Source organism: Cupriavidus sp. P-10 (genome assembly GCF_003402535.2).
GTDB lineage: Bacteria > Pseudomonadota > Gammaproteobacteria > Burkholderiales > Burkholderiaceae > Cupriavidus.
In genome coordinates this window covers 240557-258406 of sequence record NZ_AP025170.1, presented here as the reverse complement: position 1 = coordinate 258406, position 17850 = coordinate 240557, and the positions used below count along the sequence as shown (strand labels likewise).

The window sequence follows — 17850 nt, the reverse complement described above, 5'->3', positions numbered from 1 at the left end:
CCTGACGCCGTAGTGCGCCACGGTGGTTTGGGATTGACGCGATGTTTGAACGAGCCCGGAGCTGTGGGTGGCCCCTGCTGCTAGCGGCATGGTAGGAACGCCTTCGGCTGCGCTGCGCGCCGGCCCAAACGGCAGGGGCTGCCGCCCACATCCTCGCCGCGCTTCGGGCCCGGCGTCTTTCACGACGCGGTGCGAGCGCAGCGACGCACTCTGTGCCAGAGCCTAAATCCCGGGTACTGCCGGCGCGCAGCGCAGCCGAAGGCGTTCCTATGTTGATGCCGGCAGCAGGCGGCCTACGCCCGGCATGGGGATCGTCCAATAGTGGGGCGACTTAGCCACTATCCCAAACTCACCTGGCGTAGCAGGTTCGAACCACTTGCCACATCGAACGGAAATCACCACCGCCCGAACCACCCACACCGCCAAATTGATAGCCAGCCGCTCAGGCGACGCGTTTTTTGGTTACTTTTTGTCGCTCGGACAAAAAGTGACCCGCCCAGCAGGGCGGAACCAGGCGGTTCAACGGCCGACAGCATGTCACAAACAGCGCCCCCCAGCCGCAAACACCACCCGCAACTTCACAACCACCCCACATTCCCCTCACCGAACAAAACGACACTGGAGAGCCCTTCACCAAGAAGCAACTCCAAATGCCCAACTTCGACTATGACCTCGTAGTATCCGGCGCCAGCTTCGCCGGCGCGGCCTGCGCCCTGGCCGCCGCCCGCGCCGGCCTGCGCGTCCTGGTCCTCGAACGCAAGACCGACCCCGGCGAAAAACTCCATACCACCGGCATCCTGGTCAAGGAAGCCATCGAACAAACCTGGCTGGGCCGCGCCCCCGCCGATTGCGTACACCGCGTCGAACGCGTGCGACTCTATTCACCACGCCTACGCAGCCTCGACCTGGCCGCCCCAGGCTACTACTTCCACACCACCGACACACCCAATCTGATGCGCTGGCTAGCCAACGAGCTGGTGCGCCACGGGGCCACGCTGCGCCTGGGCCAGTCGTTCATCCGCGCAATCCCACGCCACGGCGGCTGGCACGTAACCGGCGTCGGCACCACCCGCTACCTGATCGGCGCCGACGGCGCCAAATCGCGCGTGGCGCAATGCGCAGGTCTCGGCCGCACACACAATTTCCTGTATGGCATCGAATACGAATTCCCCGGGCTATCCCTGCCAGACCCCGCCATGCTCCATTGCTTCATCACCCGCCGCTTCGCGCCCGGCTACATAGGCTGGATCGCACAGAATCCCACCGGAGTCCAGGCCGGCCTGGCACTGCGCTACCTGCCGCGCCACGGCCGCGCACCGGATCTCGATGGCCTGCTCGCCCATGTACGCACCCGCGCCGGCCTGCCCGAACTGACGCAGCCCGCCGCCACGCGCGCCGGGCTGATCCCATGCGGCGGCCCCGCCATGCCGCTCGCGCGCGACGGCGTGATCCTGACCGGGGATGCCGCCGGCATCGTCTCCCCGCTGACCGCGGGCGGCATCCACTACGCCTTTGCCCATGGCGAATCAGTCGGCAACGCCATCGCCGAACACCTGCTGCACAACGGCCCGGCGCCGGAAGCCGTGGCCACCGCCAGCGCGCCGCGCTTTCGCGGCAAGCGCGCGCTGCGCTGGATGTTCGACCGCTTCCAGTGCGACTGGCCCTTCGACCTGCTGCTGTACTCGCCGCCGCTGCGCTGGGCCGCCGAGCAGATCTACTTCCACAAGCGCCGCGGCGACCAGGCCGCGCCGCCGCCGCGCACGGTGCCCAGCTTGTGACGTGGAATAGAATGCCGGGCATGGAACAACCACGCATCCTGGTGGTGGAAGACGAGCAAGCCATCGCCGATACCATCCTCTACGCCCTGCGCACCGACGGCATGCAGGCGCAGCACTGCACCCTGGGCAGCGCCGCGCTGGCGCGGATGCGCGCCGATCCGGCCGACCTGGTGATCCTGGACGTGGGCCTGCCCGATGCGAACGGCTTCGAGGTCTGCCGCACGCTGCGCACCTTCTGCGATGCACCGGTGATCTTCCTGACCGCGCGCCATGAAGAGATCGACCGTATCGTCGGGCTGGAGATCGGCGCCGACGACTACGTGGTCAAGCCGTTCTCGCCGCGCGAGTTGGCCGCACGCGTGCGCGCCATCCTGCGCCGGGCGCGCGGCGGCGGCGCCCCCACTGCCCAGCCTTCTGGCGATGCCGCCTTCACCCACGACAAGGACGGCGCACGCCTGGCCTATCGCGGCCGCTGGCTCGACCTGACCCGCTACGAGTACCTGCTGCTGGCACTGCTGGTGGCGCACCCAGGCCGCATCTACACCCGTGCGCAGCTGATGGAACTGGTCTGGCAGGATGCGCTCGACACCAGCGACCGCACCGTCGACACCCATATCAAGACGCTGCGCGCCAAGCTGCGCGACGCCACGCCGGAAGGTGAAGGCGCCGAGCGTATCCGCACGCATCGCGGCATGGGCTACTCGCTCGACCCGCTGCAGCCCTGAGCGCGCGCCATGCGGATCGGCCTGCGCATCTTCTTCGGCTTTTTCCTGATTGTCGGCCTGGCGACGGTGCTGACGCTGCGCGTCTTCGTGCAGGAGGTCAAGCCCGGCGTGCGGCAGGCGATGGAAGACACGCTGATCGACACCGCCCACGTGCTGGCCGCGCTGGCCGCCGACGACATGAAGGCCGGCCGCATCGCCGACGGCGATTTCGCGCGGCGCATGGCGGCGCTGCGTGAGGCGCCGGTCAATGCCAACGTATGGGGCCTGCACAAGGACAGCATCGGCTATCGCGTCTATGTCACCGACGCCAGCGGCACCGTCCGCTACGACTCCACCGGCACCGACCTGGGCCGCGACTATTCGCGCTGGAACGATGTCTACCTGACGCTGCGCGGCCAGTACGGCGCGCGCAGCACGCGCAGCGACCCGGACGACGAGGCCAGCACCGTGATGTACGTGGCCGCCCCGATACGCGATGGGGACCGCATCATCGGCGCGCTCACGGTGGCCAAGCCCAATGCCACGATGGCGCCCTTTATCGCGCGCAGCCAGCACCGCATCCTGCTGTACGGCGGGCTGCTGATCGGCACCGCGTGCGTGATCGGGCTGGCCTGCACGCTGTGGCTGGTGCATGGCCTGCGGCGGCTGCGCGGCTATGCGCGCGCGGTGGCCGCCGGCGAGCGCGCCGAGATGCCGCTGCGCGGCACCAGCGAGCTGGCCGACCTCGGCCGCGCGGTGCAGGGCATGCGCGAGCGGCTGGAAGACAAGCAGTATGTCGAGCACTACATCCACACGCTGACGCACGAGATGAAGAGCCCGCTGGCGGCGATCGGCGGCGCCGCCGAACTGCTGCAGGAAGACATGCCGGCGGCGGACCGCGAGCGCTTCGTCGCCAATATCCGCGCGCAGTCGGGCCGGCTCGAAACCATGATCCGCAAGCTGCTGGCACTGGCCGAGGTGGAGCAGCGCCAGCGGCTGGAAGCGCGCGAGCCGGTGCCATTGGGCGAACTGCTGGCGCAGCTGTGCGCCGGGCTGGAGCCGCGCGCGCGGCAACGTGGCGTGGCGCTGCGGCTGGAGGCAATGCCGGGCCCCGACGTGGTGGCGGGCGACCCCTTCCTGCTGCGCCAGGCCATCGCCAACCTGCTGGAGAACGCCATCGACTTCGCGCCCGCGGACAGTGCCATCGCGGTGCGGCTGGAGCGGCGCGGCGTGCAGCTGGCGGTCACCGTCGCCGACGACGGCCCCGGCGTCCCCGACTACGCGTTGCCGCGCGTGTTCGAGCGCTTCTACTCGCTGCCGCGCCCGCAGGGCGCCGACAAGAGCACTGGCCTGGGCCTGTGCTTTGCGCGCGAGGTGGCGGCGCTGCATCATGGCAGCGTAACCCTGGCCAACCGGCCGGGCGGCGGCGCGCTGGCCGAGCTGACGCTGCCCGCGGCCTGACCCGCCTGCCATGGCGCGCGGATCGGCATAGACTGGGGCTTCTAGCGACGCACCCCAGAAACTCCCTATAATCGAACGACCGTTCATTTAGGGCACCGCCAACGTGCCCCTCAGTGGTTCAGGAGACACCATGCCCGCCGCCAAGCAACTGCCCCAGGTCCTGCAGAACCTGGCCCTGCCCGTGATTGCCTCGCCCATGTTCATCGTCAGCTATCCCGAGTTGGTGCTGGCGCAGTGCAAGGCAGGCATCGTCGGTTCGTTCCCCGCGCTCAATGCGCGTCCGGCGGAGCTGCTCGACGAGTGGCTGACGCAGATCGAGGAAGAGCTGGCCGCGTTCAAGGCCGCCAACCCTGGCGCACCGGTGGGACCGGTCGCGGTCAACCAGATCGTGCATGGATCCAACGCGCGGCTCGAGCACGACATCAAGGTCTGCGTCGAGCACAAGGTGCCGGTCTTCATCACGTCGCTGCGCGCCCCGCCCAAGGAACTGATCGACGCGGTGCACAGCTACGGCGGCATCGTGCTGCATGACGTGATCAGCATGCGCCATGCCGAGAAGGCGATCGAGTCCGGCGTCGACGGCCTGATCCTGGTGGCAGCCGGCGCCGGTGGCCACGCCGGCATGCTGTCGCCGTTCGCGCTGGTGGGCGAGGTGCGCAAGATCTTCGACGGCCCGATCGCGCTGTCGGGCTCGATCGCCACCGGCGAGGCGGTGCTGGCCGCGCAGGCCATGGGCGCCGACTTCGCCTACGTGGGCACGCGCTTTATCGCCTCGCAGGAGGCCCACGCGGCGGAGACGTACAAGCAGTCGATCACCAGCTCGGCCGCCGCGGATATCGTCTACACCAACCTGTTCACGGGCGTGCACGGCAACTACATCCGCGAGAGCATCAGCAACTCGGGCCTGGATCCGGACAACCTGCCGGTGGCGGACAAGACCAAGATGGACTTCTCCAGCGGCAGCTCCAAGGCAAAGGCATGGAAGGACATCTGGGGCGCCGGCCAGGGCGTGGGCCAGATCCACGACATCCCGAGCACCGGCGAAATCGTCGCGCGCATGAAAGCGGAGTACGATGCGGCCAAGGCGCGGCTTGGGATTGCGCGCTGACCGATCCATCACCAGGGCCGCTTAGCGGCCCTTTGTCCGACCATTGCGGCCTTCCTCACCCGACCTTTCGCCCGATCCTGAAGCCGTGCTGAGCCGCCGCCAGCGCGTGCTGCGCGCCGTCTGGGTCTTGCTGGGCGGGCTCAGCCTGCTGCTCGGCGTGATCGGCATCTTCCTGCCGGTGCTGCCGACCACGCCGTTCGTGCTGCTGGCCGCGGCGTGTTTCGCGCGCGGTTCGCAGCGCTTCCACGGCTGGCTGATGGAGCATCCGCGCTTCGGGCCGCTGGTCAGCGACTGGCAGCGTTACCGGAGCATCCCGTTCAAGGCGAAGTGCCTGGCGCTGTCGATGATGTGGGTGTCGATGGGGACGACGGCATGGCTGCTGCGGGGGCGGCCGGTTGCGTCCGCGGCGTTGCTGGCTTGTGCGGTGGGGGTTAGCGTGTGGATGATCCGGTTGCCGACGCGGCCGGAGGATGGGGGGAAGACTTGACCGTGGTCGATTGCGGCGACTGACTTCGTTGGCGCTTCGGCCCTCTCCCCCACCCCTCTCCCGCTAGCGTCGCTAGCGGGAGAGGGGTGCGACTGCATGGGGTGGCGGCAAGCGCTAACGCACTCGCATACCGTCGGTTTGCTCCCTTCTCCCGCGTGCGGGAGAGGGGCCGGGGGAGAGGGCCGGCGTATCGACGAAGTCCGTCAGCCCAAGCACCCCGACCTCATTCATACCGTCGCGCATCCTCGATCACCTTCCCATCCTGCGGCAACGATCCCGCCGCCACGAACGCCACCTCCCCGCGCAGCCGCATCACCTCGCGCAGCGACTCGGCCACTGCACGCTGCAGCTCCGCGTCCTCGCGCGTCGCTTCGCAGCGCAGCGTCATCACGTCCGCGCCCGGAGCGCCAGTCACCACCAGCCGCGCCGCGCGGATTTCCGGATGGCGGCGCAACACGTCGGCCACCTGCCCCGGATGCACGAACATGCCCTTGACCTTGGTCGCTTGGTCGGCACGGCCCAGCCAGCCCTTGAGCCGGATATTGGTGCGCCCGCACGGGCTCGGCCGCTGCGAGGACTCCGGCACCACCGCCGACAGGTCGCCGGTGCCGAAGCGGATCAGCGGATAGTCGCCGTTGCCCAGCACGGTGACCACCACCTCGCCGGTCTCGCCCTCGGCCATCGGCCGCGTGCCGCCCGGCTCGACAATCTCGACCAGCACGCCCTCGTCCACCACCCAGCCGTCGCCGCCCTCGGACTCATAGGCGATCAGTCCGAGATCCGCGCTGCCGTACATCTGCTGCACGCGCACGCCGCGTTGCTGGAACCACGCGCGCAAAGACGGCGGCAGCGCCTCGCCGGACACCAGCGCCTTGGCCAGGCTGGTGCAGGGCATTCCCATCTCGTCGCCGCGCTCCAGCAGCAGCTTCAGGAACGATGGCGTGCCCGCGTACGCCGCCGGCTGCAGGCTGGCCAGCGCCTGCACCTGCGACTCGGTCTGGCCGACGCCTGCCGGGAACACGCAGCAGCCCAGCTTGTGCGCGCCGGTTTCCATCATCATGCCGGCCGGCGTGAAGTGGTAGGAGAAGGTGTTGTAGACCAGGTCGCCGGCACGGAAGCCCGCGGCGTGCATGGCGCGGGCCGTGCGCCACCAGTCGGCGTCGTGGCCGTCGGGTTCGTGGATCGGGCCCGGTGACTGGAATACATGGCGCAGCCTGCCCAGCGGCGTCGCGTTGAGGCCGCCCAGCGGCGGCAGCGCGCGCTGCCGCGCGGTCAAATCGGACTTGCGCGTGACCGGCAGCGCCGCCAGCGCCTCGCGCGAGGTCAGCGTGCGCGGGTCGACGTCGCGCAGCAGTTCCGCGAAGTACGGCGCGTTGTCGCGCGCGTGGGCAACCTGGCGTGCCAGGGCGGCAAGAAGCGCCTGCTCGCGGACTGCCGGCGCGCGGGTTTCGAGCGAATCGAAGTGTTCGGGCATGATTAGTGCTGCCGTGAGTGGCAAATGTTTGCATTCTTGGTCGGGCGCGTCCGAGAAGGGCGCAGAGACCGCAGCGAGCGGGCCGTAGCGAGTCCGAGAAGCGCAGCCGTACACCGGTACGGCGAGCATCGCAGGGCTCGATACGGTCCGCGCAGCCGGTCTATGCGCCCTTCTCAGGCCAGCCAGCGCTTGCGCCGGCGGTAGCTCTTCACGTCGCGGAAGGACTTGCGCGCGCCGCCATCCGCGTCGTTGGCGGCCACGCCGAGGTAAAACTCCTTCACGTCCTCGTTGGTGCGCAGCGACTCGGCGTCGCCGTCCATCACCACGCGGCCGTTTTCCAGGATGTAGCCGTAGTCGGCATAGCGCAGCGCCACCATGGTGTTCTGCTCGGCCAGCAGGAAGCTGACGTTCTCGCGCGAGTTCAGGTCGCGCACGATCTCGAAGATCTCCTCGACGATCTGCGGCGCCAGGCCCATCGACGGTTCGTCGAGCAGGATCATCGCGGGCTTGGCCATCATGGCCCGGCCGATCGCGCACATCTGCTGCTCGCCACCCGAGGTATAGCCCGCTTGCGACTTGCGGCGCGTCTTCAGGCGCGGGAAATAGTTGTAGATCTTCTCCAGCTCGTCGCGCGTCTGCGACCGCGACAAGCCACGCGTATAGGCGCCGGTGAGCAGGTTCTCTTCGATGGTCAGGTGCGCGAAGCAGTGGCGCCCTTCCATCACCTGGATCACGCCGCGGCGCACCAGGTCGTTGGGGGTGAGCTGGTCGACGCGGTCGCCGCGATACTGGATCGAGCCCTTGGTGACATCGCCGCGCTCGGCGTGCAGCAGGTTGGAGATCGCCTTCAGCGTGGTGGTCTTGCCCGCGCCGTTGGCGCCAAGCAGCGCCACGATCTTGCCTTCCGGCACTTCGAGCGAAACGCCCTTGAGCACCAGGATCACGTGATCGTAGATGACTTCGATGTTGTTGACGGACAGGAGGCTCATGGTGCGGCTCGGATTGGTGTTGCTGTTACTCGGTAGTTCGCGTTCCTGTCGGTTTGCACCCCTATCCCGCAAATGGGAGAGGGGTGCAAACCTTCAGGATTCAAGAGGCATCAGGACTTCGAGCACCCCGGCGTAATCCCCTTCTCCTTTGCATACTGCGCCGCCGTGGCCTTGAACAGCGGGTGGATCAGGCTCTTGTTGCCCTCGATCCAGTCCGACACCACCACCCACTTGCTGCCGTCCCACTGCTGGATCTTCACCTTGCCCGAGCCCTCGTGGTTCTCGCAGCTGGTCTTGATCTCAGGCAACAGGCCGGTCGCACCCAGTTGCTGCAGGCGCGCGTTGGTCAGGTTCAGGTTCTCGAACGCCCAGCGCATCTGCTCGCCGGTCATGGGCTTGCCCTTGCCGAACTTGGCCTGCGCCACGCGCACCGCCTCCACCGTCACCACCGCTGCGGAAACGCCGCGGTTGTACAGTATCGACCCAATCTTGTTCTTGTCCTGCATGTTGCCCTTGCCGGCGCCGTACACGACTTTCTCGATATCGGCGATCAGCGGCACGCTCTTGCCCGCGACGTTCCAGGTCGCGCTCATGTAGCCCTTGGAGGCATCGCCCGCCGGCACCGTGTCTTCCTCGGAGCCCGCCCACCAGGAGCCGATCATTTTCTCGCGCGAGAAACCCACCTTCTGAGCGGCCTTCAACGCGGTCTGGTTCATCACGCCCCAGCCCCAGAAGATCACATAGTCTGGGTTCTCCTGGCGGATCTTCAGCCACTGCGCGCCCTGCTCGTTGCCCGGGTGCGCCACCGGGATCTCGACAAGGTTGAACTTGTTAAGCCTTGCCTCGGCCTGCAGCGCCACGATCGGCTCCTTGCCATAGGCCGAGTCGTGGTACAGGTAGACGATCTTCTTGCCGGCCAGCGAGCCACCGCTCTTGGAGGCGAGGTACTTGACGATGGCAGAGACCTGCATCTGGTACGTGGTCACCAGCGGGAACGCATACGGGAACACCGAACCATCCACGGCATCGGTGCGGCCGTAGCCCATCATCACCAGCGGCACCTTGTCCGCGGCGGTCTTGTCGACCAGCGCGTAGGAAATGCCGGTGGACATGGCGTGGTACGCCGTGCCCTTGGTGGTGGCGTTCTTGGACTTCAGGCGCTCATAGCACTCGACGCCCTTAGCGTTGTTGTACTCGGTCTCGCACTCTTCCCAGCTCAGCTTGACGCCGTTGACCCCGCCGTCCTTCAGGTTGACGTAGTTGAGGTAGTCGATGAAACCGCCATACCACGACTGCCCGTTGGCGCCATACGGCCCCACGCGATAGCTCGGCAGCGCGACGAACTGCTCATTGCTTTGCGCCAGTGCCGGCACCGCCGGCGCCAGCAGTGCAGCCGCGGCGCTGACCACCAGGGCGGCGCGTTGCACGTTGCGGATCAGGTTGGTCATGACAGTCTCCTTCGCCCTCGGTGGGGCGTTTCGTTATGCGTAAGCTTCAGTACTTCGCTCAGGACCTGCGGTATATGCGGTGAGACAAGGACCCCGCTCCGTCAGTGCGGGAACGGCCACAGCCTCAGCTTCTCCTTGGCGATCTGCCACAGCCGGGCCAGCCCGTGCGGCTCCACGATCAGGAAGAAGATGATCAGCCCGCCGAACACCATCAGCTGGATGTGCGACACCGTGGCATTGGTAAAGGGCAGGTGCAGCAGCCCGGCCAGCGGCGGCAGCACGTTGTCCAGGAAGATCGGCAGCAGCAGGATGAACGCCGCGCCCAGGAACGAGCCCAGGATGCTGCCCACGCCGCCGATGATGATCATGAACAGCACGCGGAACGACAGGTCCAGCGAGAAGCCGTCCGGCTCGACCGAGCCCAGGTAGCAGAATGCGTACAGCGCGCCGGCCACGCCGCAGTAGAACGAGCTGACCGCGAACGCCAGCAGCTTGGTGCGCATCAGCGGGATGCCGATCACTTCGGCGGCCACGTCCATGTCGCGCACCGACATCCAGGCGCGGCCCGTGGCCGAGCGCACCAGGTTCTTGGCCAGCAGCGCCAGCACAGTCACGATGGCCAGCACGAACAGGTACTTCTTTACCGGCGTATCGATGGCGATGCCAAACAGGTCCAGCCGCTGCGCCGTGATCACGCCCGACGAGCTGTTGTTCGAGAACCAGGGAAACTTGGTCAGCGCCCATACCACGAAGAACTGCGCGGCCAGCGTCGCCACGGCCAGGTAGAAGCCCTTGATGCGCAGCGACGGCAGCCCGAAGGCCACGCCCACCAGTGCGGCCGACAGCCCCGCCAGCAGGAATGACAGCAGCACCGGAATGCCTTCGATGCGCAACTGGAAGTTGTAGGCCGCGTAGGCGCCCACCGCCATGAAGGCCGCGGTGCCCAGCGACAGCTGCCCGGCATACCCGGTCAGGATATTCAGTCCCAGCGCCGCCAGCGAGAAGATCAGGAACGGGATCAGGATGGCCGAGAACCAGTATTCCGATCCGACGAACGGGATCGCCACGAAGGCGACGGCCATCAGCACGGCAAAGCCGATGCGGTCCTGGCGGATCGGGAAGATCTGGCTGTCGGCAACGTAGCTGGTCTTGAACTGGCCGGCTTCACGATAAAACATGGCAAGTCTCCTGTGCGAAGTCGGTCAGACGCGGTCGATATGTTTCTCGCCGAACAGCCCTTCGGGCCGCACCAGCAGAAACAGCAGGGCAAACACATACGGGAACCACCCTTCGATGCCGCCGAAATTGCCGCCGAACACCGACTGGAACACGGGCGGGATGTAGATCTCGGCCAGCTTCTCCGACGCGCCGATGATCAGCCCGCCGACGATGGCGCCGGGCACCGAAGTGAAGCCGCCCAGGATCAGCACCGGCAGCGCCTTCAGCGCGGTCAGCGTCAGCGCGAACTGCACGCCATTGCGCGAGCCCCACAACATGCCCGCCACCAGCGCGACAAAGCCCGCCACGCCCCACACGATCGCCCAGATGTTCTGCAGCGGGATGCCCAGCGACAGCGCGGCCTGGTGATCGTCCGCCACCGCACGCAGCGCGCGGCCGACCTTGGTGTACTGGAAGAACAGCGCCAGCGATCCCACCAGCGCGCCGGCAATGGCAGCGGCGGCAAGGTCGAACTTGGAGATGACGATGTTGAAGTTGGTCAGGATCGATTCGATCGGCTCGTCGACGATGCCCAGGTTGATCGGGCGCACTTCATTGCCGAACAAGAGCGGCCCGAGCCCTTCCAGGAAGAACGACAGCCCGATGGTCGCCATGAACAGCGTGATCGGCGGCTGGTTGACCAGCTTGCGCAGCACGAAGCGCTCGGTGCTCATGCCGACCAGGATCATCACCACGAAGGCGCCGATCACCGCCGCCCACATCGGCATGCCCTTGTCCATCAGCCCCACCACCGCCAGCGCGGCAAAGTAGACCATCGCGCCCTGGGCAAAGTTGAACACGCCCGAAGCCTTGTAGATCAGCACGAAGCCCAGCGCCACCAGCGAGTACATCAGGCCGGACAGCAGACCGCCGAGCAGGATTTCAAAGAAGAACGTCATGGTGGAAAACCCCTCAGTGCGATGTGCCCAGATACGCCTTGATGACATCCGGATTGCCCTTGACTTCCTCGGGCGTGCCGTCGCCGATCTTCTTGCCGTAGTCCAGCACCACGACGCGGTCGGAGATGTCCATCACCACGCCCATGTCGTGCTCGATCAGCACGATGGTGGTGCCGAACTGCCGGTTCACATCGAGAATGAAGCGGCACATGTCCTGCTTCTCTTCCACGTTCATGCCGGCCATGGGTTCGTCGAGCAGCAGCATCGAGGGCTCGGCAGCCAGCGCGCGCGCCAGCTCCACGCGCTTCTGCAGGCCGTACGGCAGCCGTCCCACCGGGGTCTTGCGGATCGACTGGATCTCCAGGAAATCGATCACCTCTTCCACCTTCTGGCGGTGGCGCATCTCTTCGTTGCGTGCCGGTCCCCACCACAGCGCGTGCGCGAGCAGCCCGGTGCGGAACTGCGTGTTGCGCCCGGTCATGATGTTGTCGAGCACCGTCATGCCCTTGAACAGCGCGATGTTCTGGAACGTGCGCGCGATGCCCTGCCGCGCGGCGGCGGTCGGGTGCATCTGCTTGCGCTCCTCGCCGCGGAACACGATGCGCCCGTGCTGCGGGTGGTACACGCCGTTGATCACGTTCAGCATCGAACTCTTGCCGGCGCCGTTGGGGCCGATGATGGCGCGGATCTCGTGCTCGCAGACGTCGAACGAGATATCGGTCAGCGCCTTCACCCCGCCGAACGACAGCGAGATATGCTGCAGGTCCAGGATTACCTCGCCGCCGGTGCGGGCTTGCTCGCCGGTGCGCTGCGCGTGATGCGTGCCGGGTTGCGCCCCTCCGTCGTCCGACAGTCCCGCCGGGGACAGCGGGCCCGCGGGCGCCATCGCGCCGCTGCCGCCGGCCGCACTTGCGTCGGTACGTGCCGTGCCGGTCCATTCAGGCTTGCCGGTGCCTTGCCAGGCCACTTGCGTCATGTTGATGCCTCCGCCCTATGCTCTTATGCCGCGCGCGCCGCCGGGGGCTGGCGCTTCGCGTCGACCAGCTTCAGCGTGGCCGACACGCTGCCCTCGCGTCCGTCTTCGAACTTGACGCGCGTCTCGATGAATTGCTCGGACTTGCCCGCATAGAGCGCATCCACCAGCACGCCGTATTTCTCGGCGATATAGCCGCGGCGCACCTTGCGCGTACGCGTCAGCTCGTCGTCGTCGGGATCCAGTTCCTTGTGCAGGATCAGGAAGCGCGCGACCTGCGAGCCGGCCAGCATGGGATCGTTGGCGAGATCGGCGTTCACCTGGTTCACGCATTCGCCGATCATCTCGATCACGTCCGGCTGCGCGGCCAGGTCGACATAGCCCGCGTACGGCAGGTGGCGGCGCTCGGCCCAGTTGCCGACTGCCTCGAAATCGATGTTGATAAACGCGCAGACCTCGCCGCGGCCGTTGCCGAAGGCCACGGCTTCCTTGATGTACGGGAAGAACTTGAGCTTGTTCTCGATGTACTTGGGCGCGAACATCGAGCCGTCGGCGAGCTTGCCCACGTCCTTGGCACGGTCGATGATCTTCAGGTGGCCGTCGGCATCGATCACGCCGGCATCGCCGGTCATGAAGTAGCCCTCGTCGTTGATGGCCTCGCGCGTGGCGTCGTCGCGCTTGTAGTAGGACTTGAGCAGGCCCACGCCGCGCACCAGCACCTCGCCGTTGTCGGCGATGCGGATTTCCATGCCCGGCGCGGCCGGCCCCACGGAATCGAACTTGACCTGCCCGTCGGGCTGCAGGCACACGTAGGCGCAAGTCTCGGTCTGGCCGTAGAACTGCTTCAGGTTCACGCCGATGGAGCGGTAGAAGCGGAACAGGTCCGGCCCGATCGCCTCGCCGGCGGTATAGCCCACGCGGATGCGGCTCATGCCGAGCACGTTGCGCAGCGGGCCGTAGACCAGCGCTTCGCCCAGCGCATAGCGCGCGCGCTCCATGACGGACACCGGGCGCCCGTCGAGGATGTCCGCGCCGCAGCGGCGCGCCACGTCCATCGCCCAGTGGAACACCTTGCGCTTGATCCAGCCCGCATCTTCCATGCGGATCATGACCTGCGTCAGCAAGCCTTCATAGATGCGCGGCGGAGCAAAGTAATAGGTGGGGCCGATCTCGCGCAGGTCGGTCATCACCGTCTCGCGCGACTCCGGGCAATTCACCGTGAAGCCCGCCACCATCGCTTGCGCATAGGAGAACAGGTTGTCGCCGACCCATGCCATAGGCAGGTACGACAGCACATCGTCCTTGGCGGTCAGGCCGTCGAACGCGCAGCCATTGCGCGCAGAGCCAATCAGGCCCGCGTGCGAATGGCACACGCCCTTGGGCTTGCCGGTGGTGCCGGAGGTATAGAGGATGATCGCGGTATCGTCGGGCTGGCCCGCGGCAATCGCTTCCTCATAGAAGCCTGGATGCGCCTGGTCGAACTCGCGCCCCAGCTCCTGCAGCCGCTCATACGACATCAGCGAAGGATGCTCGTAGTCGCGCAGGCCGCGCGGGTCTTCATAGATGACATGGCGCACGACGCGGCCGGATGCGGCCAGTTGCGCCTCGACTTCAAGCAGCTTGTCGACCTGCTCCTGGTCCTCGACGATGGCGAACTCGATCTCCGCATCGTTGAGCACGTACACCATCTCGTTGGCGATAGCGTCCTGGTACAGCGGCACCGGCACGCCACCCAGCGCCTGCGCCGCGGTCATGGCCCAGTACAGCCGCGGGCGGTTGTCGCCAACCACTGCCAGGTTCATCCCGCGCTTGAATCCGAGCGCGGCAAGACCACATGCCAGCGCCCTCACTTGCTGTGCCGCCTGGGCCCAGCTGTATGTCTGCCAGATGCCGAGATCCTTCTCGCGATGAGCCGGATGCTCCGGCCGCTGCTGGGCATGCGCCAGCAGCCATCGCGGGAAGGTCGTCGCCGACGATTCCTGCATCGCTGTCTCCTGTCCCTCCGGCGTGGGGGTCCACGCCCGGTGTCAAGCTGCCGGTCCGGTCGTTATACTTGGCTTGCTTTGCCCGGCGGCATCTGCCGCATCGCATCAAGCCCGTCTGTGCCTGGTCTGGAGGGGCCGGGGGAAGCGTCTTCTGCCTTCCCGGCGTGCCCTTCTCTGGCACCCGCGGTTCCGTTGTGATCGTACGATAGCCCATGCCAACCACCCGGGTTGTCACGCCGGTGACAATTCCGGGTTAATCCCTACCGGAGCTTCTGCAGGCCATGCTGAACGATTTTGTCGACCGCTGCGTGTGGGCAGCAGACCTGAGCCCCGAGCAGCGCGAGCGCGTGCGCCGTGCCATGTGCGTGCATGAATACAGCCAGGGCGACTACGTCTGCCACAAGGGCGACAGGGCCGAGCACTGGATGGGCGTGCTGGAGGGCATCGTCAAGATCACCACGGTCTCGCCGTCGGGCAAGTCGGTGACCTTTACCGGCGTGCCCACCGGCGGCTGGTTTGGCGAAGGCGCGGTGCTCAAGTCGGAGATCCGCAAGTACGACGTGATGGCGCTGCGCCGCTCGACCATCGCCTTCCTGCCGCTCGAGACTTTTCAGTGGCTGCTGGAGACCAGCCTGCCGTTCACGCGCTTCCTGCTGACGCAGCTCAACGAGCGCCTCGGGCAGTTCATCGCGGCGGTGGAATATGAACGCTCTCTCGACATCGATTCACGCGTGGCGCGCGCGGTGTCGTCGCTGTTCAATGAGCACCTGTATCCGGGCATCGGCAAGACGCTGGAGATCTCGCAGGAAGAGATCGGCCTGCTCGCCGGCATTTCGCGCCAGCGCGCCAACCAGGCGTTGAAGGTGCTGGAGCAACAGCGGCTGGTGCGGGTCGACTACGGGGTGATCGAAGTGCTGGACCTCGACGGGTTGCGGCAGTACGGGGAGTAGCGGTGGCCACCGTCATCGACGCGGCCACGCTGCGGGCCTATCGCGAGACGCATTACCGCGTGCTGGGCGATGCGCCGATGACCTTGCGGATCGAGCAAACCTGCGCGCCGCTGGCAACGCTGCACAGCTTGCTTGGCGTAACGTGCAGCGCCTTTATTACCGCCGCCAATCCGTTCAGCCAGCGTTGCGACGACAACACCAACGCAACGCGCCAGCAGGCACTGGCGCAGGACGTCGCGGAAATGGGATTGCGTGCGATCCAGGCCGCCGGCGAGCATCCCGCCAACGGCTGGCCGGCCGAGCCCAGCTATCTGGTGCCGGGCCTGTCGCTCGCGGATGCGCGCTTGCTGGGCAAGAAATACGGCCAGAACGCGGTGGTGTGGAGCGGCGCCGACGCGGTGCCGCGGCTGGTGCTGCTGCGCTGAGCGGCGGCACCTCACCCCTGCGGCCGCTCAGTGGCGGTGCCCGTGATGGCCGTGGCCGTGGCCGTGTCCATGCCCGTGGCGATGGTGGTGGTGCCGATGGTGGCGATGGTGGTGGCGGTGCCCATGCCACTCATGCCGCCCATACCAGCGGCGGCCGTCCCAGTAGCGGTCACCATGCCAGCCGTGATAACGCGGCGCATAGACCACCGGCGGCGGCGGCGCCACGTAGACCGGCGCAGGGGCAACATAGACCGGCGCGCCAATATGCACGCCGACATCAACATGGGCCATGGCGGAGCGGGCGGCAAGCAGCGACATCGCCCCCGCCAGCAGGGCGGCAACAAGAACCGGAGGCAGCATTGGGTTTCGTTTTGTCGTAATTGGAATGGGTGCACTGTACCCGGCATTCCTGTTACTGGATGCGGCGGATTGTTTCCATTTATAACGGCGTGTAAGCGGGATTTGGCGAAGGGGTCGCCAACCCCGAAACCACAAGGGCCGCACGCGGCGGCCCCTGGTGGTATGACTGGCGTCACCCCGGCATGGGGCAACGAGTCAAGTGCGGCGAACGCCGCCTGACTTACTTGCTGTAGACGTACACGCCACGACCGGTCTTGCGGCCCAGGTAGCCAGCGGCCACCATCTCGCGCATCAGCATCGCCGGGCGGTACTTCGGATCGGCGAATTCCGTGTACAGCACTTCCATCACGGCCAGCATGGTGTCCAGGCCGATCATGTCGGCCAGCGCCAGCGGTCCGATCGGATGGTTGCAGCCCAGCTTCATGCCCTCGTCGATCTCTTCCGGCGACGCCAGGCCTTCGCCCAGCACGCAGAACGCTTCATTGATCATCGGGCACAGGATGCGGTTGACGACGAAGCCCGGGCTGTTCTTGACCGTGATCGGGTACTTGCCCAGTTCCCTGGCCAGCGCTTCCACGTCGGCGTGGGTGGTGTCGCTGGTCTGCAGGCCGCGGATCAGTTCGACCAGGGCCATGACCGGCACCGGGTTGAAGAAGTGCATGCCGATGAAGCGGTCGGCGCGCGAGGTCACCGCAGCCAGCTTGGTGATCGAGATCGACGAGGTGTTCGACGCGATGATCACGTTCTCGCCGACGATGTCGTCGATCTGCTTGAGGATCTTGACCTTCAGGTCGTAGTTCTCGGTAGCGGCCTCGATCACGATGTCGGTGGCCTTGAGCTCGTCATACGACGTGCTGCCCTTGATGCGCGCCAGCGCGTCGGCCTTCTGCGCCTCGGTCAGCTTTTCCTTCTTGATCAGCCGGTCCAGGCTGCCCGCCACGGTAGCCACGCCCTTCTGCACGGCAGCGTCGCTGATGTCGACCATCACCACGTTCAGTCCCACTACCGCGCAGGCCTGGGCGATGCCATTGCCCATGGTGCCGGCACCGACGATGCCTACTGTCCTGATTGCCATCTTCTCTTCCTCTGTTTGCTGGTTGCTTGCTGATTACTGATGGATGCCTGGTTTCAGTCCGCCTGCTTGCCCAGCGCGGCGATGATGCGTTCGGCATGTCCCTTGAGCACTTCCGGCTCCTGCATGTCGCGCGCGTGGCCGCGCAGCGTCTGGTCGTTGTAGCGCGGCACGATATGGAAATGGATATGCGGCACGGTCTGGCCCGCCGCTGCGCCGTTGAACTGGCCGATCGAGATGCCGTCGGGGCTGAAGGCCGCGCGCACCGCGCGCGCCACGCGCTGGGTGGCCACGATGGCCGCCTGTGCGCCTTGCTCCGACAGGTCGAAGAGATTGACCGCGGCTTCCTTGGGCACCACCAGCGTATGGCCGTCGGCCTGCGGCATGATGTCCATGAAAGCGATGGTGTCATCGTCCTCGTACACCTTGATGCACGGCATCTCGCCGCGCAGGATCTTGGCAAAGATATTGTTCGGGTTGTACTGGCTGTCCATGGTCTTGTCTTGCGGTTGTCTCGGA

Annotated in this window: 17 protein-coding genes; 7 read left to right on the top strand and 10 right to left on the bottom strand. The window is 66.5% G+C overall.

Features of this window, described 5'->3' with window-relative positions:
- Positions 1-650 precede the first annotated feature (650 nt).
- The 5 genes from CTP10_RS01205 to CTP10_RS01185 all read left to right on the top strand — a co-directional run bounded on the left by CTP10_RS01205 (position 651) and on the right by CTP10_RS01185 (position 5538).
- Positions 651-1778, top strand: a complete 1128-nt coding sequence (locus CTP10_RS01205; RefSeq protein WP_116316959.1) for an NAD(P)/FAD-dependent oxidoreductase — start codon at positions 651-653, stop codon at positions 1776-1778.
- 11 nt (positions 1779-1789) lie between these two features.
- On the top strand, positions 1790-2503 hold the full coding sequence (creB, locus tag CTP10_RS01200) for a two-component system response regulator CreB (RefSeq protein ID WP_271815668.1): 714 nt from the start codon (positions 1790-1792) through the stop codon (positions 2501-2503).
- A gap of 9 nt (positions 2504-2512) precedes the next feature.
- A complete protein-coding gene (gene creC, locus CTP10_RS01195; RefSeq protein ID WP_116316958.1) occupies positions 2513-3943 on the top strand; it encodes a two-component system sensor histidine kinase CreC in 1431 nt (476 codons plus the stop codon).
- Between the two features lie 130 nt (positions 3944-4073).
- On the top strand, positions 4074-5051 hold the full coding sequence (locus CTP10_RS01190) for an NAD(P)H-dependent flavin oxidoreductase (RefSeq protein ID WP_116316957.1): 978 nt from the start codon (positions 4074-4076) through the stop codon (positions 5049-5051).
- Between the two features lie 85 nt (positions 5052-5136).
- Positions 5137-5538 carry a YbaN family protein gene (locus tag CTP10_RS01185; protein ID WP_233527936.1) on the top strand — a complete coding sequence of 134 codons (402 nt, stop codon included), beginning with the start codon at positions 5137-5139 and terminating at the stop codon, positions 5536-5538.
- 223 nt (positions 5539-5761) lie between these two features.
- On the opposite strand, the gene CTP10_RS01180 is transcribed toward CTP10_RS01185, so the two are convergent.
- From CTP10_RS01180 to CTP10_RS01150, 7 genes are all read right to left on the bottom strand, one after another.
- A complete protein-coding gene (locus CTP10_RS01180; RefSeq protein ID WP_116316955.1) occupies positions 5762-7012 on the bottom strand; it encodes a phenylacetate--CoA ligase family protein in 1251 nt (416 codons plus the stop codon).
- A gap of 173 nt (positions 7013-7185) precedes the next feature.
- Positions 7186-8001, bottom strand: a complete 816-nt coding sequence (locus CTP10_RS01175; protein ID WP_116316954.1) for an ABC transporter ATP-binding protein — start codon at positions 7999-8001, stop codon at positions 7186-7188.
- Positions 8002-8111: 110 nt separating this feature from the next.
- Positions 8112-9449, bottom strand: coding sequence for an ABC transporter substrate-binding protein (locus tag CTP10_RS01170; protein WP_116316953.1), 1338 nt, complete (start codon positions 9447-9449; stop codon positions 8112-8114).
- Between the two features lie 101 nt (positions 9450-9550).
- Positions 9551-10627: a branched-chain amino acid ABC transporter permease gene (locus CTP10_RS01165; RefSeq protein ID WP_116316952.1), complete on the bottom strand. Its 1077-nt coding sequence runs from the start codon at positions 10625-10627 to the stop codon at positions 9551-9553.
- Between the two features lie 24 nt (positions 10628-10651).
- Positions 10652-11566 carry a branched-chain amino acid ABC transporter permease gene (locus tag CTP10_RS01160; protein WP_029046687.1) on the bottom strand — a complete coding sequence of 305 codons (915 nt, stop codon included), beginning with the start codon at positions 11564-11566 and terminating at the stop codon, positions 10652-10654.
- A gap of 13 nt (positions 11567-11579) precedes the next feature.
- A complete protein-coding gene (locus CTP10_RS01155; protein ID WP_116316951.1) occupies positions 11580-12542 on the bottom strand; it encodes an ABC transporter ATP-binding protein in 963 nt (320 codons plus the stop codon).
- A 23-nt stretch (positions 12543-12565) separates the two neighbouring features.
- On the bottom strand, positions 12566-14524 hold the full coding sequence (locus CTP10_RS01150) for an AMP-dependent synthetase/ligase (protein WP_116316950.1): 1959 nt from the start codon (positions 14522-14524) through the stop codon (positions 12566-12568).
- A 281-nt stretch (positions 14525-14805) separates the two neighbouring features.
- Between CTP10_RS01150 and CTP10_RS01145 the strand changes: the two genes are divergently transcribed.
- On the top strand, positions 14806-15474 hold the full coding sequence (locus tag CTP10_RS01145; protein ID WP_116316949.1) for a Crp/Fnr family transcriptional regulator: 669 nt from the start codon (positions 14806-14808) through the stop codon (positions 15472-15474).
- 2 nt (positions 15475-15476) lie between these two features.
- Complete coding sequence (locus CTP10_RS01140; protein ID WP_116316948.1) at positions 15477-15899, top strand: DUF3293 domain-containing protein; 423 nt, start codon at positions 15477-15479, stop codon at positions 15897-15899.
- Positions 15900-15926: 27 nt separating this feature from the next.
- Here the strand turns inward: CTP10_RS01140 and CTP10_RS01135 are convergent, their stop codons facing one another.
- The 3 genes from CTP10_RS01135 to CTP10_RS01125 all read right to left on the bottom strand — a co-directional run bounded on the left by CTP10_RS01135 (position 15927) and on the right by CTP10_RS01125 (position 17825).
- Positions 15927-16259 (bottom strand): hypothetical protein, encoded by a 333-nt coding sequence (locus tag CTP10_RS01135; protein WP_116316947.1) that lies wholly within the window; start codon positions 16257-16259, stop codon positions 15927-15929.
- A 220-nt stretch (positions 16260-16479) separates the two neighbouring features.
- Positions 16480-17334, bottom strand: coding sequence for a 3-hydroxybutyryl-CoA dehydrogenase (locus tag CTP10_RS01130; protein WP_116316946.1), 855 nt, complete (start codon positions 17332-17334; stop codon positions 16480-16482).
- Between the two features lie 53 nt (positions 17335-17387).
- Positions 17388-17825 carry an HIT family protein gene (locus CTP10_RS01125; RefSeq protein ID WP_116316945.1) on the bottom strand — a complete coding sequence of 146 codons (438 nt, stop codon included), beginning with the start codon at positions 17823-17825 and terminating at the stop codon, positions 17388-17390.
- Positions 17826-17850 lie beyond the last annotated feature (25 nt).

Bases quoted from the DNA above. Each gene is read 5' to 3' on its own strand.
- CTP10_RS01150 (WP_116316950.1), bottom strand. From the start codon at position 14,524: ATGCAGGAATCGTCGGCGACGACCTTCCCGCGATGGCTGCTGGCGCAT.
- CTP10_RS01190 (WP_116316957.1), top strand. From the start codon at position 4,074: ATGCCCGCCGCCAAGCAACTGCCCCAGGTCCTGCAGAACCTGGCCCTG.
- CTP10_RS01155 (WP_116316951.1), bottom strand. From the start codon at position 12,542: ATGACGCAAGTGGCCTGGCAAGGCACCGGCAAGCCTGAATGGACCGGC.
- CTP10_RS01125 (WP_116316945.1), bottom strand. From the start codon at position 17,825: ATGGACAGCCAGTACAACCCGAACAATATCTTTGCCAAGATCCTGCGC.
- CTP10_RS01145 (WP_116316949.1), top strand. From the start codon at position 14,806: ATGCTGAACGATTTTGTCGACCGCTGCGTGTGGGCAGCAGACCTGAGC.
- CTP10_RS01175 (WP_116316954.1), bottom strand. From the start codon at position 8,001: ATGAGCCTCCTGTCCGTCAACAACATCGAAGTCATCTACGATCACGTG.
- CTP10_RS01160 (WP_029046687.1), bottom strand. From the start codon at position 11,566: ATGACGTTCTTCTTTGAAATCCTGCTCGGCGGTCTGCTGTCCGGCCTG.
- CTP10_RS01170 (WP_116316953.1), bottom strand. From the start codon at position 9,449: ATGACCAACCTGATCCGCAACGTGCAACGCGCCGCCCTGGTGGTCAGC.
- CTP10_RS01180 (WP_116316955.1), bottom strand. From the start codon at position 7,012: ATGCCCGAACACTTCGATTCGCTCGAAACCCGCGCGCCGGCAGTCCGC.
- CTP10_RS01130 (WP_116316946.1), bottom strand. From the start codon at position 17,334: ATGGCAATCAGGACAGTAGGCATCGTCGGTGCCGGCACCATGGGCAAT.
- CTP10_RS01165 (WP_116316952.1), bottom strand. From the start codon at position 10,627: ATGTTTTATCGTGAAGCCGGCCAGTTCAAGACCAGCTACGTTGCCGAC.
- CTP10_RS01205 (WP_116316959.1), top strand. From the start codon at position 651: ATGCCCAACTTCGACTATGACCTCGTAGTATCCGGCGCCAGCTTCGCC.
- creB (WP_271815668.1), top strand. From the start codon at position 1,790: ATGCCGGGCATGGAACAACCACGCATCCTGGTGGTGGAAGACGAGCAA.
- CTP10_RS01135 (WP_116316947.1), bottom strand. From the start codon at position 16,259: ATGCTGCCTCCGGTTCTTGTTGCCGCCCTGCTGGCGGGGGCGATGTCG.
- creC (WP_116316958.1), top strand. From the start codon at position 2,513: ATGCGGATCGGCCTGCGCATCTTCTTCGGCTTTTTCCTGATTGTCGGC.